The organism is Haloterrigena salina JCM 13891 (assembly GCF_000337495.1).
GTDB lineage: Archaea > Halobacteriota > Halobacteria > Halobacteriales > Natrialbaceae > Haloterrigena > Haloterrigena salina.
The window spans coordinates 275514-293784 of sequence record NZ_AOIS01000067.1 but is presented as its reverse complement, the minus strand read 5'-3'; the positions used below and the strand labels follow the sequence as shown (position 1 = coordinate 293784).

At 65.2% G+C, this 18271-nt stretch carries 20 protein-coding genes; 11 read left to right on the top strand and 9 right to left on the bottom strand.

Annotation, left to right across the window (positions count from 1 at the left end):
- Nucleotides 1-121 precede the first annotated feature (121 nt).
- Together psmB and C477_RS24280 are read right to left on the bottom strand one after the other, a co-directional pair.
- Complete coding sequence (psmB, locus tag C477_RS22220; RefSeq protein ID WP_049914769.1) at nt 122-853, bottom strand: archaeal proteasome endopeptidase complex subunit beta; 732 nt, start codon at nt 851-853, stop codon at nt 122-124.
- Nucleotides 854-986: 133 nt separating this feature from the next.
- On the bottom strand, nt 987-1163 hold the full coding sequence (locus tag C477_RS24280; RefSeq protein WP_169332656.1) for a hypothetical protein: 177 nt from the start codon (nt 1161-1163) through the stop codon (nt 987-989).
- 370 nt (nt 1164-1533) lie between these two features.
- Here C477_RS24280 and C477_RS22215 point away from each other — a divergent pair, with 370 nt between their 5' ends.
- Complete coding sequence (locus tag C477_RS22215; RefSeq protein WP_008896827.1) at nt 1534-1887, top strand: DUF555 domain-containing protein; 354 nt, start codon at nt 1534-1536, stop codon at nt 1885-1887.
- Between the two features lie 838 nt (nt 1888-2725).
- The gene (locus C477_RS22210; protein WP_008896826.1) at nt 2726-3265 is read left to right on the top strand and encodes a CBS domain-containing protein; all 540 of its coding nucleotides are present in this window, start codon (nt 2726-2728) and stop codon (nt 3263-3265) included.
- Between the two features lie 52 nt (nt 3266-3317).
- Here the strand turns inward: C477_RS22210 and C477_RS22205 are convergent, their stop codons facing one another.
- Genes C477_RS22205 through C477_RS22185 form a run of 5 tightly spaced genes read right to left on the bottom strand, consistent with a single transcriptional unit; the run spans nt 3318 to nt 8050 of the window.
- A complete protein-coding gene (locus C477_RS22205; RefSeq protein WP_008896825.1) occupies nt 3318-4016 on the bottom strand; it encodes an ABC transporter ATP-binding protein in 699 nt (232 codons plus the stop codon).
- Entirely contained in the window at nt 4016-4795 is a 780-nt protein-coding gene (locus C477_RS22200) for an ABC transporter ATP-binding protein (protein WP_008896824.1), read from the bottom strand. Before C477_RS22200 ends, C477_RS22205 begins: the two co-directional genes overlap by 1 nt.
- The gene (locus C477_RS22195) at nt 4795-5901 is read right to left on the bottom strand and encodes an ABC transporter permease subunit (protein WP_008896823.1); all 1107 of its coding nucleotides are present in this window, start codon (nt 5899-5901) and stop codon (nt 4795-4797) included. The genes C477_RS22200 and C477_RS22195 overlap by 1 nt, the downstream gene beginning before the upstream one ends.
- Nucleotides 5898-6779, bottom strand: a complete 882-nt coding sequence (urtB, locus tag C477_RS22190) for an urea ABC transporter, permease protein UrtB (RefSeq protein ID WP_008896822.1) — start codon at nt 6777-6779, stop codon at nt 5898-5900. The genes C477_RS22195 and urtB overlap by 4 nt, the downstream gene beginning before the upstream one ends.
- Nucleotides 6780-6781: 2 nt before the next feature.
- A complete protein-coding gene (locus C477_RS22185; RefSeq protein ID WP_008896821.1) occupies nt 6782-8050 on the bottom strand; it encodes an urea ABC transporter substrate-binding protein in 1269 nt (422 codons plus the stop codon).
- A gap of 1077 nt (nt 8051-9127) precedes the next feature.
- On the opposite strand from C477_RS22185, the gene C477_RS22175 reads away from it, so the two are divergent.
- The 8 genes from C477_RS22175 (at nt 9128) to C477_RS22140 (ending at nt 15986) form a co-directional block, all read left to right on the top strand.
- Nucleotides 9128-9535 (top strand): urease subunit beta, encoded by a 408-nt coding sequence (locus tag C477_RS22175; protein WP_008896819.1) that lies wholly within the window; start codon nt 9128-9130, stop codon nt 9533-9535.
- The gene (gene ureC, locus C477_RS22170) at nt 9532-11238 is read left to right on the top strand and encodes an urease subunit alpha (protein ID WP_008896818.1); all 1707 of its coding nucleotides are present in this window, start codon (nt 9532-9534) and stop codon (nt 11236-11238) included. Before C477_RS22175 ends, ureC begins: the two co-directional genes overlap by 4 nt.
- Nucleotides 11239-11348: 110 nt before the next feature.
- Nucleotides 11349-11726, top strand: a complete 378-nt coding sequence (locus C477_RS22165) for an urease subunit gamma (protein ID WP_008896817.1) — start codon at nt 11349-11351, stop codon at nt 11724-11726.
- Nucleotides 11726-12346: an urease accessory protein UreG gene (ureG, locus tag C477_RS22160; protein ID WP_008896816.1), complete on the top strand. Its 621-nt coding sequence runs from the start codon at nt 11726-11728 to the stop codon at nt 12344-12346. Before C477_RS22165 ends, ureG begins: the two co-directional genes overlap by 1 nt.
- The gene (locus tag C477_RS22155; protein WP_008896815.1) at nt 12343-13332 is read left to right on the top strand and encodes an urease accessory protein UreD; all 990 of its coding nucleotides are present in this window, start codon (nt 12343-12345) and stop codon (nt 13330-13332) included. The genes ureG and C477_RS22155 overlap by 4 nt, the downstream gene beginning before the upstream one ends.
- On the top strand, nt 13332-13991 hold the full coding sequence (gene ureE / locus C477_RS22150; RefSeq protein WP_008896814.1) for an urease accessory protein UreE: 660 nt from the start codon (nt 13332-13334) through the stop codon (nt 13989-13991). Before C477_RS22155 ends, ureE begins: the two co-directional genes overlap by 1 nt.
- Complete coding sequence (locus tag C477_RS22145) at nt 13981-14793, top strand: urease accessory protein UreF (protein ID WP_083870337.1); 813 nt, start codon at nt 13981-13983, stop codon at nt 14791-14793. Before ureE ends, C477_RS22145 begins: the two co-directional genes overlap by 11 nt.
- 98 nt (nt 14794-14891) lie before the next feature.
- Nucleotides 14892-15986: a glycosyltransferase family 4 protein gene (locus C477_RS22140; protein WP_008896812.1), complete on the top strand. Its 1095-nt coding sequence runs from the start codon at nt 14892-14894 to the stop codon at nt 15984-15986.
- 31 nt (nt 15987-16017) lie between these two features.
- On the opposite strand, the gene C477_RS22135 is transcribed toward C477_RS22140, so the two are convergent.
- Nucleotides 16018-16431 (bottom strand): winged helix-turn-helix domain-containing protein, encoded by a 414-nt coding sequence (locus C477_RS22135; RefSeq protein WP_008896811.1) that lies wholly within the window; start codon nt 16429-16431, stop codon nt 16018-16020.
- 154 nt (nt 16432-16585) lie between these two features.
- Here C477_RS22135 and C477_RS22130 point away from each other — a divergent pair, with 154 nt between their 5' ends.
- Nucleotides 16586-17140 (top strand): hypothetical protein, encoded by a 555-nt coding sequence (locus C477_RS22130; protein WP_008896810.1) that lies wholly within the window; start codon nt 16586-16588, stop codon nt 17138-17140.
- 33 nt (nt 17141-17173) lie between these two features.
- Here the strand turns inward: C477_RS22130 and C477_RS22125 are convergent, their stop codons facing one another.
- Nucleotides 17174-18148, bottom strand: coding sequence for an aldo/keto reductase (locus C477_RS22125; protein ID WP_008896809.1), 975 nt, complete (start codon nt 18146-18148; stop codon nt 17174-17176).
- Nucleotides 18149-18271: the final 123 nt, after the last annotated feature.

Here is an 18271-nt window from a genome sequence, read left to right as displayed (position 1 = left end):
GAATCCGGATTTTTCTCTCCGTTCCGCGACGATCGATACCGAACGGTTACCGCGGCGAACGGAGCCGCGGCTCCGTCCACTGTAACAGCGAAAAATCGGAACCCGCTCGCCTCGAGCCGACTTACAGGACGTCGTCGAAGTCGTGGTGGCCGTGGATGTCGACGCCCTCGTCGGTGATCTCACAGAGGAAGACGCCGTTGCCGGAGCCGGTGTCGCGCTCGACGGCGGACTTGATGCCGTGGGCTGCGACCGAGACGGCCTCCTCGTTGGACATGTCCTCCTCGTAGGCCTGCTCGAGATGCCCGTAGGCGAGTTGCATCCCGGAGCCGGTGACGGTGTAGTCGTCCTCCATGACCCCGCCGGCGGGGTCGATGCTGTAGACGTGGCTGCCCTCCTCGTCGACGCCGCCCAGGATCGGGTGGATGGCGAAGAACGGGCCACCGCGGGCGAAGTTGCCCGCCAGCGTCGCGAGCGCGTCGATACTCATCTGCTCGCCGCGTCGGGACTCGTAGAGGTTGACCTCGGCGCGGAGACTCGAGATGAACGACTGGGCGCCGCCGACCGAGCCGACGAGCGTCAGCGCGCCGGTCGGGTGGATCTGCTCGACCTTCTGGACGTTCTTGTTCGAGACGAACCGGCCGCCGAGGCTGGCGCGCATGTCCGTCGCGATGACGACGCCGTCGGCCGTCGAGATGCCGATCGTCGTCGTCCCGGTCTTGTTGACGTTGTCGAGGTCGGCCCGCGTCAGGTCGTTCTGGGGCATCGACCCGATTTCGGGCTCGTAGGGGTTCGGATCGTCGGCCAACTGGTCGACGGTACGAGAGAAGTCCGAATTATGCTGAGGTGCTCGCATTGACGAAACGTTACGACCGGCACGGTATAAAACACCGGCGGTCACCTCGGGGGTTTCCGCTTTTCGGACCGGTGGCTCTCGAGTCGAGAGCCCTACAGAAACGGCGATTCGTCGTCAGTTCGGTCGGATTCGATTACTCCTCGGATTGGCGGGCCTCGAGTTCCTCCTCGACGTTCGCGAGGACGCGGTGGATCGGGAGCGTGACGCCGGCCTGGCGGGCGGCGATCGCGAGCGGCATCGCGACGATGCCGATCAGGATGCACAGTTGGTACAGGGCGAACAGGGTCGCGTGGTACACGCGGGATATCATCGACGTTCAGCCATGGCCAGACGATGGGTATATATAAATCTTCTCGTAATTCACTGACTATAACGATCGATAGTCAGGTTTGAGGTCGGCGCCGTCTTGCGATTCAACTGTAGTTGTAGTTCGACTCACTCGAGGCGCACTCGAGTCGATGTACGGCTATGCAGGCGGCAATTGACCCGGGCAATTCTCGTAACTTATGGGAACGATTCGGCTCACGTGCGCACTCGGCCCGCGGCGGTCGTAGGCCACCGTGGACGTCCCGTACCCGGCGCTCGTCGCGAGCTCGTCGAGAACGAACCGGACTCGAGGACGCGGTCGTTTGTCGGCGACGAACCGCAAGACAGGAAACCCCCCGGAACGACCACCACGTATGGGCAATTATCTCGTCGCGATGGAAGCCGCGTGGCTCGTTCGTGACGTCGAAGAGATCGACGACGCGATCGGCGTCGCCGTCAGCGAAGCCGGGAAACGACTCAACAGCGAAGACATGGACTACGTCGAAGTCGAAGTCGGCGCGACGGGCTGTCCCGCCTGCGGGGAACCCTTCGACTCGGCTTTCATCGCCGCCGACACGGCGCTCGTGGGGTTGGCCCTCGAGATGGAAGTGTACAACGCCGATAGCGAGGAACACGCCTCCCGAATCGCCAAGAGCGAAGTCGGCGGCGCGCTGCGTGACGTTCCCCTCTCGGTCGTCGACATCATCGAGACGGAAGAAGAGGACTGAGCGCGCCTTGGCTGCTGACTGCCGCCGTCAATCGACGGCGTCGGCCGGTCATCACCACGGCGGCGACTGTTCCGCTTTTACGAGTGTCTAAATTCCATACTACGCATGACATTGTTATGGATAAGTAAAACAAGAGAAGAAATACCATTGTTGGGCCCGGTTTGTCCGGCTACTCGATGAAGAAATCGACTCGTGCTCGAGGGTAAACGCGAACCCGTCTTTCCTGATGAGTCCGCGCGTGTGTATCCCAATTCATGTCGGGAGTCTCTTACACGTATTCCTGATTTTCTCTGTCTCGAGTGAACCACTGGCGTAGACCCATTCTTCAGGAAACAATAGAAGGCGTACACCGGTTCTATCATCCGATGTTGTGATCTCAAGAATGGCGGCGATCTCCTCGAGTCGTGATCGATCCATATACGCGAGGCGCACAATACGGTCCATATCGCAAAAACCCACTGGCAGGCGTCTGTATCCCATACGAGAAGAATAGCCTAGTAGAATTATCGTGAAATGCCTAAAAAGCGCTCTATGATATATGTACTACACGAGATTACGACTGGGAGAAGTATATATGCAATGATAATTCCGACTAAGAGCCATAGTATAAGATCCGTCACAGAAAAGATCTGCCTTTCTACTCCAAATATGCCAATATAATTGAAAATAGCTGTAGTAGTTGTTAAAAGGATGGCTATCGTTGCTCGCTCTAAATCAATTATATCTCCGATGTTCTCCATATTCATTTTAGCATTTTACGCGTGAACGTCGCGCCTATTCTCCTTCGGACAGTCTCCCAACGCAAAGTATTTTTGATAACCCGTAGTTATTGTACCGTATGGAACTTCCGACGCCCGCGGATCTGCGCCAGCGCCGCACCGAACTCGGGCTGACCCAGAGCGAACTCGCGGAGACGGCCGACGTCTCCCAGCCCCTGATCGCCCGAATCGAGGGCGGGGACGTCGACCCGCGGCTCTCGACGCTGCGCCGAATCGTCAACGCCCTCGAGAAGGCCGAGAGCGACGTCGTCCGCGCCGAGGACCTGATGAACGAGGCCGTGGTCAACGTCGCCCCCGACGACGCCGTCAAGGAAGCCGCCCGGAAGATGGAGGAGGAGGCCTACTCCCAGCTCGCCGTCATCCAGGACGGCATTCCGGTCGGCTCGATCAGTCAGGGCGACCTCGTCCACCTCGACTCGGAGGCCCGCGACGAACCCGTCGAGGAGCACATGAGCGAGAGCTTCCCGACGGTGTCGAAGGACGCGACGCTAGACGAGATCAGCAACCTGCTCGAGCACTACAAGGCCGTGATGATCACCGAGGCCGGCGAGACGGTCGGGATCATCACCGAGGCCGACATCGCCTCGCGGTTCTCCTAGTCGGTCAGGACTCGAGTTGGCGGTTCCCCTCGTCGACGCTCGAGGTCGCGGCTCACACCGCCAAGTACTCCGTCACCGCGTCGCGGGACTCGAGGCGGTCGGGACCGAGTTCGTCGACGATCTCTCCCTTGTCGATGGCGTAGCAGCGTTCCGCGAGGTTTTGCACGACGTGGAGGTTCTGTTCGACGAAGCAGATCGTCGTCCCGACCTCCTCGTTGACGCTCCGGAGGTCCCGCGTGATGTCCTGGACGATCGAGGGCTGGACGCCCTCGGAGGGCTCGTCGAGCAGGAGCAGTTCGGGGTTGCCGATCAGCGCGCGCCCGATCGCGAGCATCTGCTGTTGGCCGCCGCTCATCGTTCCCGCCTCCTGGTCGCGGCGCTCCTCGAGAATCGGGAAGTAGTCGTAGACGGCCTCGTACTGCAGGCGGTCGTCGCCCTCGTTGATCGTCTCGCCCATCCGCAGGTTCTCCTCGACGGTCAGCTCGGGGAAGACGTCCCGCCCCTGCGGAATGTAGCCCATCCCGCGGCGGGCGCGGACGTCGGCCGGCTCGTCGGTGACGTCCTCGCCGTCGAAGACGACGGTTCCCTCGTCGGCCTCGAGCAGGCCCACGACGGCCTTGATCAGCGTCGTCTTCCCGACGCCGTTTTTCCCCATGACGCCGACGATCTCCCCCTCGTCGACGGTGACGTCGACGCCGCGGAGGATCGGTGTCTTGCCGTACGACGCGCGCAGGTTCGTGAGTTCGAGCATCAGTGATCTTCCCCCAGGTAAATCCGCTTGACTTCGGGGTCGCTCTTGACCGCCTCGACGGAGCCTTCCCGGAAGATCGAGCCCTGATCGAGGACGGTGACGCGATCCGCGATCGATTCGACGAAGTCGATGTCGTGTTCGATGACGATCAGCGCGACGCCGTCGTCGTCCGAGATCTCCCGCAGCAGGTCGGCGATCTCGGCGGTCTCCTCGACAGAGAGGCCGGCGACCGGTTCGTCCAGCAACATGAGGGTCGGCTCAAGGGCCATCGCCATCCCGATCTCCAGTCGCTGCTGTTGGCCGTGCGAGAGATTCGACGCGACGGTATCGCGCTCGGCGAGCAGGTCGAAGCGCTCGAGTATCTCGCGCGTTCGCGTCTCGAACGCGTCGCCGTCGGCGACCTGCTGGAGCGGGATCCGCAGGTTCTGTGCGACGGTCAGCCCCTCGTAGATGCTCGGCACCTGGAACTTCATGCTGATGCCGCGATCGACCCGCTCGTACGAGGGCAGGTCGGTGACGTCGTGACCGTCGTAATAGATCTTCCCGGCCGTGGGCTCGAGCTGGCCCGTCAGCAGGTTGAGGAAGGTGCTCTTCCCCGCGCCGTTGGGGCCGATGAGACAGCGCAGTTCCCCCTCCTCGAGCGCGAAGTCGACGTCGTCGGTCGCGGTGAGACCGCCGAACTCCTTGCGCAGGTTCCGCGTCTGGAGGATCCGCGAGGAGCCCTCGCCGGTCTCGTCGACGGCCTGCGTCGTCATGACGGTCGGATCGCTGGCCCCCATCAGTCGCTCACCTCCTCAGTGCCGGCCGGCGCGTCCGCCGGCGTCGGTTCGGACGATCGGTAGTCGACGACGATATCGCGGAGCCGCGGCGCGACCCCCTCGGGCATCACGAGGACGACGAACACCAGCAGCGAGCCGATGATCACCAGCGCCCACTCGCTGCCCGAGAGCGCGAGTTGGTAGTCGAGGAACTGGATCGCGAGCGCGGCGCCGACGGTGCCCAGAAGCGAGGTCCGGCCGCCGACGCTGGCCCAGACGACCGGCAGGGCGGCGGCGGTGATCCCGAAGACGCTCGGATCGATGTAGTTGTTCTGGGTCGTGAACAGGACGCCGCTGAGGCCGGCGATCGCGCCGCCGATCGTGAACGCGGCGAACTTGATGAACGTCGTGTTGTAGCCGAACATCTCGGTCCGGCTCTCGTCCTCTCGGGTCGCGACCATCGCGTACCCGAAGTGGCTGTTGACCAGCGCGCGCAGCCCGAGGTAGGTCGCCACGAGCGCGCCCAGCGTCACGTAGTAGTGGGCGACGATCCCGATCTCGAGACCCGTCGAACCGATTCCGATCCCGAGGTCGGGGACGCCGCTCATCCCGTTGAACCCGCCGAGGCGGGCGTCGCCGATCGCCCACTCGCCGCCGGCGGTCTGGCCCATGAACGTGTAAAGGACCAGCGCGACGACGAGCGTCAGGATCGTCACGTAGACGTTCCGGACGCCGCCGTAGAACATGAAGTAGCCCAGCGCGGCGGCGAAGCACGTCGAGACGGCGATCGCGGCCAGCAGCCCCAGCGTCGCCCCGGTCAGCGTCGGCACGTTGATCGCGACGACGCCGAACGCGTAGCCGCCGACGCCGAAGAACACCACCTGGCCAAAGCTCAGGATGCCGCAGTAACCCCAGATGAACGCGAGGCTGACGCCCAGCAGGGCGTACGCGAGGAACACGGCGCCGATCTCGGCGGCGTAGTAGCCGAAGAGAACCGGCAAGGCCGCGAGAACGGCTACGGCGACGACGAAGCCGAGCCAGAAGCCCGGCGTGTTCCCCATCGTGTTCGGTCCCTCGAACGGCCGGCGGAGTCCGGCCAGCGGTCCGTCGCTCGAACCGACGCTCATTCGCTCTCACCCCACTTCTCGCGGAGATCGGACAGCAGTCCGGTGATCCCGTCGGGCATCAGGCGGATGGCGACGATGGCGGCGACCAGCATCGCGACCTGTCCCATGAAGGTCCCGGCGAGGTTCGTGAACGCGGCGTTGACCGTGCCGAGGAATCCGCTGGCCAGAATCGTCCCGAGGAGGACCGAGGAGCCGCCGACGACGACGGCGACGAACGACTCGACGAGGAAGCTGGTCCCGTACTCGGGCGTGACGGTCATCACGGGCGCGTACAGCGCGCCGGTTAGACCGGCGAGTCCGGAGCCGATGGCGAACGTCGCCATGTACATCCGATCGGTGTCGACGCCCATGCTGCGGGCGGTCTCCTCGTCTTGCATCGTCGCGCGTGCGCGGACGCCGAAGTCCGTCCACGTGAACAGCGCGTACAGCCCGCCGAGCACGCCGACCGCGATGACGGCGAGCACGAGGTAGTAGACCGGCCCGTCGACGACCGGGAGCTGGCCGAACGGGATCCCCACGCCGGGGGCGGTGTTGCCGAAGGCGATCCGGGTGAGCTGGATCATCACGAGGCTGATCCCCCACGTGACGACCATCGAGTCGAGCAGCCGTCCGTAGAGACGACGGATGATGAATCGCTCGAGGACGAGCCCGAAAGCGGCCGTCGCGACAACGCCGACGGCCATCGCGACCGCGAGCGGCAGGCCGGCGGCGACGGCGAAGGAGGTCGCGTAGGCGCCGACGAGGATGAACTCACCGTGAGCGAGGTTGATGATCCCCATCATGCCGAAGATCACCGCCAGTCCCACCGTCGCGAGGACGATGAAGGCGAAGATCTCGACGAACTCGAAGCCGAGGTTCAGGAGTTCCGGTGCCGCCACGGTCAGACCACCTCGTAGTAGTCCGCCGGTTCGTACTGCGTCTGTTCGGCCTCGCTCGTGAGATCGCAGCCGACGTCGTGCAGGAACGTTGGTTCGATCGTCCGCTCGTCGTCGAAGGTGATCTCGTGGGTCTCGTCCGCGTGTGCGACTCGCATGTTGTGTTCGACGTGGTGGGTCGTCGGATCGAGCGCGACGTCGCCCTCCGGCGCTTCGACTTCGATTCCGCTCTCGAGTTCTTCGATCACCGCCTCCTGATCGAACGTGCCCGCGCGTTCGACCGCCTCCTTGTAGAGGTAGACCGAGAAGTAGTTGTTCTGGGCCTCCTGGTTGATGTACTCGGCGTCGTCCCAGCGGTCGTAATAGCGCTCGACGAACGCCTCGTTGCGGTCGGTCGGCAGCTCCTCCATGTAGCTGACGCCGGCGTAGACGTCCTCCAGCGCGGGCGGGTCGATTCGGAGGTGTTCGCGCTCCTGTGCCATGTTCGTCGACGTCCCGATCGGGATGTCGGTGAGCCCGCTGGCCAGCCGCTGCTCGTAGAACGAGGAGTGGTCCTGGCCGACGAGCATCGACATCACGAAGTCGGGGTCGGCCGATCGGATGTCGTTGATCGTCGAGCCGAACTGGGACTCGCTCAACGGGATGTACTCCTCGCCGACGACCTCGGCGCCGTGTTCCTCGGCGATGATCTTCACCCAGTCGCCCGAGAGCTGCCCGAAGTTGTAGTCCGCGGCGATCGTGTAGATCTCGTCGCCGTACTCCTCGATCATATAGGGGACGACCGCGCCGAGTTGCTGGCGAGCCGTCGCGCCCAGCGGGAACACCGTCTTATCGCAGACGCCGCCCTCGTACTGGGTCGTGTAGAAGTACAGCTGCTCGTGTTCGTTGACGATCGGCCGGATCGCCTCCCTAGTCGCGCTCGAGTAGCCGGCCCACATGACGTCGACGTCCTCCCGGTAGATCGCGTACCGGGTGAGGTCCTGATAGCGCATGTTGTCCGACTGCGGGTCCGGAGCAAAGACCTCGATCTCCTCGCCAAGAATCCCGCCGTCGCGGTTGATCTCCTCGATGGCCAGCTTCGTCGTCCGGTACTTGGCCGTCCCCGTCAGCGCGAACGTCCCGGAGCGGTCCTCGAGGATGGCGACCGTCGGCCCGCTCGAGCCGTCGCCGAGGCCGACGAGGCCGCCTTCCGCGACGCAGCCGGCGAGTCCGGCGAGAACGCTCGCGGAACCCCCGGCGATAACGTCGCGTCGAGAGCACCGACGGCCGGTCACGCGCGATCACCGGCGCCGATCGCACCCGTCGAATCGGTCGGCGCGCTCATCTCGGTTTCCCTCCGTCGGCAGCCGGTCGAATTCCTTTCCCCTTCCCGAACGTATCTCGATATATGGGCCACGATTGTCCGATCATATCTCTGAGTGCTTGAAAATAGAGTAGATATAAAAGGATTGTCTCAAGGGAGTACAATTGCTATAGTTGTCTCGGGTAGTGGGTAACCATCCAAAATGTAACTGTATCCCCTAGTACTCCGGAGGAATATCCGATTTCGTCCGCGTATAGCTGCAAACGTTCGCCGGATTCGTCGAACGGCGGCATCGAAGAGCGATACTCCGTGGATCGACGAACGGCGAATTCTACTGAAGCCCCCGCAGACAGCCGCTATCGGGGATCCTTGAACAACATGCAGCTATCAACGATGAATATTGCGTCCTCGTATCTCTCCGATAACTCGACAATATTCCGCGGCACTCCGCCTCTACGCACCGATTTGGCAAACGTTCACGTTCCGGACGGAATGGGAATTGTAACCTTCTTGCCGAAATTGTGTTTGCGACCAGCGTATTATGCCAATATTAGTCGACGAATGGGCACAGGCTTCGAGTCGCCGCGTCGCGTCGTCCGTTCGCGACCGCCGATACTGTTTTAGGATGCAGGTGTTGTATTCGATTCTCAATCCCGTATTATTTCGCCGAATCGTCAAGTTCGGGTCGGATCTTCGGGTACGATGACTCGAGCGGCGGCCTGGCGATCGGACGTAAGGAATCGGTTCGGAAGTGGTCGCAGTCCACCACCGCGAACGGTAGACCGACCCATGTGCCGTGAGCGGCGCTCAAGGGGACGGAAGACATGACGGCGAGCGAATAATCGAACGAATAGTCGGTCCTTGTAGTCCAGTTATCAATCGGAATTTGCATAATTCGGTTTTATGCGCCTTCTGCTAGAATCTCGAAATTACCTGGGCAAGTATTGTTGTCCACGAATCTATTTACGTTGTTCGTCCGCCTATCTGGCGTCATGATGAGCTATCGTTTGCGCACAGCTGTCGGTGCCACGTCCGGCGTGATCGACCGATGAGCGAGTTCGTCCCGGGCGAGTTGCGCCCGGCCGAGGAGCCGGTTCGGCTCAACGAGGGCCGCGAGACGGAGACGGTGACCGTCGAGAACACCGGCGACCGACCCGTGCAGGTCGGCTCGCACTTTCACTTCTTCGAGATCAACCCCGGACTCGCGTTCGATCGTGAAACTGCCTACGGCATGCGCCTCGACATTCCGGCGGGAACCGCGATCCGCTTCGAACCCGGCTGCGAGCGCGAGGTCGATCTCGTCGCCATCGGCGGCGACCGGATCGTACACGGCATGGGCGGACTGGTCGGCGGTGACCTCGACGACGAGGCGATCGAAGCACGGGCGATGGAGCGCGCTCGAGAGCGCGGTTACATCGCGGAGACGGCCGGCGAATCGACGGAGGGCGACGAATGAGCCGCGACCTCCCTCGCGAGGAGTACACGGAGCTGTTCGGCGCGACCGAGGGCGATCGCCTCCGGCTCGGTGACACGAACCTCTTCGCGGAAATCGAGACCGACTACGGCGTCCTCGGCGAAGAGGCCGTCTTCGGCGGCGGGAAGACGATGCGCGACGGGATGGGGATGCAGTCGGGCACGACCCAGACCGAAGGGGCCCTCGACTGGGCCTTTACGAACGTCGTGATCATCGATCCCGTGCTGGGAGTCTGCAAGGGCGACATCGGCGTCCGCGACGGGCAGATCGTCGGCGTCGGGAAGGCCGGCAACCCAGACACGATGGACGGCGTCGACATGGTGATCGGGCCGAGCACCGATACGATTCCCGCCGACGGGCTGATCGCGACGCCCGGCGCGCTGGACATCCACGTTCACTTCAACAGCCCGCAGTTGGTCGAGCACGCGCTCGGGTCGGGTGTCACGACGATGCTCGGCGGCGGCTTCGGCGGCGGCGCGACGACCTGTACTCCCGGCCCCCGCAATATTCAGCGGTTCCTGCAGGCCGCCGAGGACTGGCCGGTCAACGTCGGCTTCTACGCGAAGGGCAACAGCAGCCGACCGGAATCGCTCCGCGAGCAGGTCGAGGCCGGCGCCTGCGGCATGAAGCTCCACGAGGACTGGGGCTCGACGCCCGCCGCGATCGACACCTGCCTCGAGGTCGCCGACGAGGAGGACGTTCAGGTCTGCATCCACACGGACACGCTCAACGAATCGGGCTTCGTCGAGCACACCTTCGACGCCATCGACGGGCGCGCGATCCACACCTTCCACATCGAGGGCGCCGGCGGCGGCCACGCGCCGGACGTCCTCGAGTTGATCGGCCACGAGCACATGCTGCCCTCGTCGACGAACCCGTCGATGCCCTACACCGAGAACACGTTCGACGAGCACCTGGACATGGTGATGGTCTGTCATCACCTCAACCCAGACGTCCCCGAGGACGTCGCGTTCGCCGAATCACGTATCCGCGCCGAGACGATCGGTGCCGAGGACGTGCTCCACGACACGGGGGCCATCTCGATGATGACCACCGACTCGCAGGCGATGGGGCGGATGGCCGAACTGATCGGTCGGACGTGGCAGACCGCCCACAAGATGAAGGCCCAGCGCGGCCCGCTCGAGGCCGACGAGGGGACCGACGCCGACAACGCCCGCATCGAGCGCTACGTCGCCAAGTACACGATCAACCCCGCGATCACGGCGGGGATCGACGACTACGTCGGTTCGCTCGAGCCCGGGAAGCTCGCGGACATCGCGCTATGGGATCCGGCCTTCTTCGGCGTCAAGCCCAAGGCGGTCATCAAGGGCGGCTTCCCGGTCTGGTCCCAGATGGGCGAGGCAAACGGCTCGCTGATGACCTGCGAACCGGTGATCGGCCGCGAGCGCGCCGGCGCGCAGGGCCGGGCGAAACACGGGCTCTCGGTGACGTTCGTCAGCGAGGCCGCCTCCGAGAACGAGGTCGGCGACGCCTACGACCTGAAAACGCCCGTTCGACCCGTCACGGGCACGCGTGAGGTCCGCAAGTCCGACATGCTGCACAACGACCACTGCCCGGACGACATCGAGATCGATGCCCAGACGTTCGAGGTCGAAGTGGACGGCGAACACGTCACCTGCGACCCGGCCGAAGAAGTGCCGCTCGCACAGCGATACCTGCTCTGAACGATGGACTCCGAAGACACAGCCCTGACTCCGACGACGATTCCGACCGCATCGACGACGCAACTACGACCGACGCGACCGGCCTCGAGCCGCCCGACGGAGGTGAGCCGATGGGAATGAATCTCTCGCCGAAGGAGATGGAGCGGCTCACGGTGTTCATGGCCGCGGAACTCGCCCGGCGACGCAAGGACCGCGGCGTGAAGCTCAACCACCCCGAGACGGTCGCCTACATCTCCGACTGGGCCTGCGAGGCCGCCCGCGAGGGCAAGTCCGTCTCGCAGATCCGCTCGGAGGCGACCCAGCTGCTCACTCGCGAAGACGTGATGGACGGCGTCCCCGAGATGGTCGACATGATCCAGATCGAACCCGTCTTCCCCGACGGCACCAAGCTCGTGACGATCCACGACCCGATCCGGGCCGACGGCCCCGAGCAACTCGAGACGGTCGATCCGGACCCCGGCGAGGACCTCGAGGGGGAGGTGGAGTAATGGGGTACCGAGACGTCGCGAAGGTCGGCCTCGGCGGTCCCGTCGGCTCCGGGAAGACGGCGTTGGTCAAGCGACTCGTCCCGGAACTGGTCGAGCGGGATTACGAGGTCGGCGTCATCGCCAACGACATCATGACCCAGGAGGACGCCGACGTCTTCCGGGAGTCCTTCGCGGAGTTGTTGCCGGAGGATCTCGTCGAGGGCGTCGAAACCGGCGCCTGTCCGCACACCGGCATCCGCGAGGACCCCTCGATGAACCTCGCGGCCGTCGACGAGTTCACCGAGCGCCACCCCGAACTGGACGTCGTCCTGATCGAGAGCGGCGGCGACAACCTCGCCGCGACCTTCAACCCCGAACTGGCCGACTACTTCCTGTTCGTAATCTCGGTCGCGGAGGGCGAAGACATCCCGCGCAAGCGCGGGCCCGGCGTCACGCAGGCCGATTTGCTGGTCGTCAACAAAACGGATCTCGCGCCCCACGTCGACGCCGATCTGGACGTGATCGAGGCCGACGCCGGCGAGGTGCGCGGCGACGACCCCTTCGTCTTCACCAACTGCAAGGACGCCGAGGGGGTCGACGCGGTGCTCGAGCACGTCGAGCGGGAGGTGTTGTTCGCGTGAGCGCGGGGCGCTCTTCACCGCCGGACGAGGGGACGCCCCTGCCGCCGGCTTTCGAGGGCTACGCCGACGAGTCGCTCGCGCAGGCGCCGGCCGGCGGCCCGGGGAAGAACGGCCTGCTCGAGGCGACGTTCGCCCGGCGGGGCGACGGCCCGACGCGGCTGATCCGCGATCGCGTGAAGGTCCCCTACCACCTGACGGGCACCCTCGAGACCGATCCGGCGCCGGGGCTGACGACCCTCGTCGCGCAGGAGCCCACCGGCGGCGTGGCACAGGGCGACCGGCATCGATTGCGGATCGAGACCCGTGAGGGGGCTCGCGCGCACGTGACGACCCAGAGCGCGACGAAGGTCCACAGCATGGACGCCAACTACGCCCACCTCGACGCCACGCTCCGAGCGGAATCGGGGAGTTACCTCGAGTACGTGCCGGGTCCGACGATCGTCAACGAGGACGCGCGCTGTCTCCAGACGATCGACGTCGACCTCGCCGACGACGCCTGCGTCGTCGTCGCGGACGTGCTGGTTCCGGACGGGTTGACCGACCACGAGTCCTTTAGCTTCGACCACTATCACGCGCGCGTCGAGGCCGAACACGACGGTCGGCTGGTCTGTGCCGACGCCGTCGACCTGCGGCCGAGCGAGCGTGAACCGCGCGATCCGGCCAGCGTCGGCGAGTACGACGTCGTCGGCTCGCTGTACGTCTTCGCGCCCGCCTCGAGCGACGAGATCGCGGGGGCGACGGCTGCCGCTGTGGAGACCGACGCGGAATCGGCCACCCTCGAGTCGCTGATCGAGGGCGTCCACGAGCGACTCTCGGACCGCGACGACGTCGAAGCGGGCGTCTCCACGCTTCCCCACGAGGTCGGCGCGATCGTCCGCATCCTCGGCGACCGCGAGGCCGACGTGACCGAGACGCTCCGGTCCGCGTGGGACGAGACCAGACGACAGCTACTGGGAGTCGGCGCACCCGCCGACCGGCGATACTGATGGAGCGCATCGACGGCGTCGTCGGCAACATCCACGCCGACGACGAACTGGCCGCGTTACGGGCGGACCACGAGGAGCGCGGGACCCTCGAGCGCGTCGTCGTCGACGCGGACAACCGCCGGCGCTCGCGGTTCCGCGCGACGACCGACGCCGGGACGGACGTCGGCGTCATCGTGGACAGGGCCGCGGTCTCGGCCGGCGACGTGCTGCTGGTCGAGGACGACCGGATGATCGTCGTCGCCTTCGAACCGCGGGACGCGCTGGCCGTCTCCTTGCCCGACGCGACTGACGAGGCGCTCGAGGCCGCGGTCGAACTCGGTCACCGCATCGGCAACCAGCACTGGGATCTCGCGGTCGAGGACGGCGTCGTCTACGTTCCGCTCGAGGCCGACCGCCACATCGCCGAGCGCGTCGTCGCCGACGTCGTCCCGGGCTCGGAGCTCCGGGAGACGACCGTCGAGGCGGACCTGTTCGTGACGGATATCGACGACGCCGGCGCTCGCGACGTTGATCACGAGCACAGTCACGGCGGTGAGCACGAGCACGGGCACGATCACTCCCACGAACACGGCGGGCACGCTCACGGGCACGACGGACAGGGCCACGACCACGCCGAACACAGCCACGGCCACTCCCCCGAACACGACCATGACCACTGACAGGAACGTGGATCCGGAACCTCCGGAACCGAACGCGGACTCGGACCGGACACTGGATTCTGACCGGATATCGGACGCGAGCGCGTTCCTCTCGGCTCTTCGACTCTCGGACTCGTTCCTGCCGGTCGGCGGGTACACGGCCTCCTACGGCCTCGAGCAGTACATCAACGAGGATCGGATCGAAGACGGCGACGACCTGCGGGAGTTGATCGCGGCCTACCTCCGGCGCGTGGTCGGGCCCTGCGAGACCGTGGCGCTGGCCAACGCCCACGCGGCGAGCGCGGCGGGGGACCTCGAGGCGCTGCTGGCGGTCGACGAACGCCTCCACGCGGTAACCATGCCTCGCGAGTTCCGCGAGAGTTCGACGAAAGCGGGGGCGAAGCTCTGCGAGCTACTTGCCGAGACCGACACCAAGGACGGCGCCGAGGGTTCTGACGAAACCGAGTCCGACGGCTCCGACCTCGAGTCGGCCTTCGCCGACGCCGTCGCGGCCGACGAGACGCCGTGCCACTACCCGGTCGCCTTCGGCGTCGTCGCGCAGGCGCGCGGGCTCTCGCGACGCGAGGCTTGCCTGGCCCACGCCCACTCGTTCGTGACGGGATTGCTGGGCGCGGCCCAACGGCTCGGCCGGTTCGGCCACACGGAGATCCAGTCGGCGCTCGCGGCCCTCGAGCCCGCGATCACCGCGGTCTGTGAGCGCCACGTCGACGACGAGCCGGACGCGATGGTTTCGTTCGCACCGCTGGCCGAGATCATGGGGATGCGCCACGAGCGCGCGGGGCGGCGGCTGTTCATGAGTTGACTGGCCGCTCCGGCAGGGACTCCCGAGGGGTTATAAACTGCCGGACGGCTGAGGGAACGTCCTATTCGCGTTCGCCGTTTACTTCGGCTCCCGACAGCATGAAGATAGCATACATCAGCGCGTCGAACCCGATCAGTTCGATCGGCGGCGCGGCGAACACGGCCGACAAGTGGATCGACGAACTTCGCCAACGGGGCGTCGAAATCGACGTCATCTGCCGCGGCGAATCGGACGTCTCGCGCGTCGAGGGCGGGATCGAGATCACGGAACTGTCCGGCTTCGAGCCGCGCGACGAAATCGCGGCACGGCTAGCGGACGGGGAGTACGACGTCGCGCTCGTGCAAGACCTCTGGGCCGATATCGCGCTCGAGGCGGCCGCGGAGCACGGTATCCCGACTGTCCTCTCGCTGACGACGACCCACGCGACGGAGGAGGTCGTCGCCGAGCTCTCGCCGACGCGGTTCGTCGCGAACTCGCGGTACACCCAGCAGTGGATCACGAGCGTTTGGGGGCGCGACTCGACGCTCGTCTACCCGCACATCGACTTCGACTTTTACACCGCACCCGAAGGGCCGTCGGATCGGATCTCGATGATCAACCCGATCGACATGAAGGGCGGGCACACCTTCCGAGCGGTCGCCGAGCGGTTCCCCGACCGGGAGTTCCTGGCGAAGGGCGGCTGGTACAGTTTCCGAAACGACGACTTCAGCTGGGACGTCGAGGCGCTGCACCTCCAGGGCAGCACGTTCCACGGCGCCCCGCCCGACGTTCCCGAGGCGGAGATCCTGGAGCGTGGACCGACCGACGTGGCGTTCGACGACCTCGAGAACGTCGCGTTCACGAGCGAGCCGGGGATTCTGGAAGTCTACGCGAAGACGGGCGTGTTGCTGGTGCCGTCCGTCTGGGCGGAGACGTTCGGCCGCGTCGTCCTCGAGGCGATGTGGAACGGCATCCCGGTCGTCGCGAGCCATCGCGGCGGACTCCCGGAGGCCTGTGGCGGCGCGGGCCTGCTCGTCGACGAGTACGCTGATCCGGACGCCTGGGCCGAAGCGCTCGGGAAACTCGACGATCCGGACGTCTACGAGGGGTTCGCGGAGCGAGGACGCGAGCGCGCCGAGGCGTACAGAGACCGGCTCCCCGAGCAGATCGACGCGCTGGAGACCGCGTTGGCGGAGGCGGCGGCTGAGGGGTAGCGCGAGAAACGACTCGAACCCGAGTCTGGACTCAGTTCCGGCCGGGCCGCGGCGCGTTCTCGTATTTGACCATTTTCTCGGATTTATCGGAAATCGTTCCGTAGATCCGCTCGAGCGTCGCCTCGGCCTGCAGCAGGTTGTGTCGCTCGAGGAACGCCCGGCCCCCGTCGGTCAGGCCGTAGAACTTCCAGGGGTAACCCTGTCGGCGCTCGTCGTCGGGCAACGCGACCGCTTCGACGATCCCGGCGTCGATCAGCTTCTGGACGTGTTTGTAGACGGTCGCGTCGCTGACGCTGGGATTCAGCTCCTCGAGTTCGTACATCGAGGGCAGCCCCTCGGGGTGTTGGAGGATGTTGGCGACGATCGCGAACCGGGTCTCCTGGGTGACGAAGTGGAGGAGTTCGCGCCCCGCTGCCCCGTCGGCCGCGCCCACGTCGGTACTCATGCGAGGCCCTACGGATCCCTCCATCAAGTAGTTTACCCTGGAGTAAATTACCTCGGAGTAATTTACCCCCCGAGTACTCTCTAGCGGCCGGCCGCGTTTCGGAAACGGAAACCGTGGAGCAAACCCTATTGTCGTCTCCTTTGAACCGTGGGGTATGACCGACGAGTCGCCGCCCGTTCCCGAGGCAGTGCTCACGAGCGCGACGGAGCGCCTCGAGGCCGAGGAGCGCTCGCTTGCGGACAACGAGGAACTGCTCCGCGCGCTGAGCGATCTGACGCCGATCTACGAGACCGAGCGCTCGTATTTCGTCCTCGGAAACTACGATCCCAGACCGATGGGCCGGCTGGATCTCGTCGTCGACCGCCTCAACCGGCGCGACGACGCCTACGCGTTCCTCATGAGCGACGTCCGCGGCGACTGGGAGAACGGCATCGCGAAGTTCTGCCTGCTCGCGGATCTCGTGAGCCACGTCGTCGGCGTCGCCGAGAAGGAGCCCAGCGGCTTCCTCGTCGAACAGGGGCTGCTCGCGGGCACCGAGGAGTACTTCGCGAAGACCCACGTCCTGAAGCGGGCGTACCCCGACGCCGACGAGGACCACCCCTACGGCTGGATGGAGGACGGGGTCTTCGAGTTGTTCGAGTCCGAGGGACGGCTGTACGAGTGGGGGACCGAGGACGAGCTGCGCGAGGCCGTCACGGAAATTCCGTGAGCCCGAGACGGTATCGCCCTCCCAGTCATAGCCTCAGCTGTGTCCCGATACCGGCACCGGCTCGTAGGGTTCCTCGAGGTAGGCGATATCGGACGCGGAGAGATCGATCTCGAGCGCTTCGACGGCCTGCTCTAGGTGTTCGACGCTGGTCGTCCCGACGATGGGGGCGTCGACCCAGTCCTTGTGGAGCAGCCACGAAAGCGAGATCTGGGCCATCGTCGCGCCCTTGTCGGCGGCGATCTCGGCGACGCGCTCGTTGATCTCCCGGCCGCCGCCCTCGCGGTAGGGGTGATCGTACAGGTGCTCCTCGTTCTCGCCGCGGGTCGTCGCGTCGATCTCCTCGTGGGGCCGGGTGAGATAGCCCCGCGCCAGCGGCGACCAGGACACGACGCCGACGTCTTCCTTCTCACAGAGCGGCAACATCTCTCGCTCCTCCTCGCGGTAGACGAGGTTGTAGTGGTTCTGCATCGTGACGAACCGCTCGAGGCCCAGCCGATCGCTCGTCTGGAGCGACTCGGCGAACTGGTGGGCCCACATCGAGGAGGCGCCGAGATAGCGGACGTGACCCCGGCGGACGGCGTCGTCTAACGCCCGCATCGTCGTCTCGATCGGCGTGTCGTCGTCCCAGCGGTGGATCTGGTAGAGGTCGATCGTGTCCATCCCGAGTCGCTCGCGGCTCGCTTCCAGTTCCTGCTCGATCGCCTTCCGGGAGAGCCCGCCCGAGTTCGGGTCGTCCTCGCGCATCTGGAAGTACCCCTTCGTCGCGACGACCGACTCCTCCCGGTGGCCCTCGAGGGCCTCGCCCAGAATCCGTTCGGACTCGCCCTTCGAGTACATATTTGCCGTGTCGAAGAAGTTGATCCCGAGGTCGATCGCCCGATCGATGATTTCCGCGCTCTCCTCGTCGTCTAAGACCCACTCGCGCCAGTCGCTCGAGCCGAAGCTCATACAGCCCAGACAGAGGCGACTGACTTCCATGCCGGTCGAACCGAGCGTGGTGTACTCCATACCGGGCGAACGGCCGCCGGCGAAAAAACAGTACGTGCCGGGGCAACTGACGGTCGCCGGGACGAGCGTCACGGCGGACAACAGGTCTGAGTCCCGTTATTCGGTAGTGCGATCGCGTCGTAC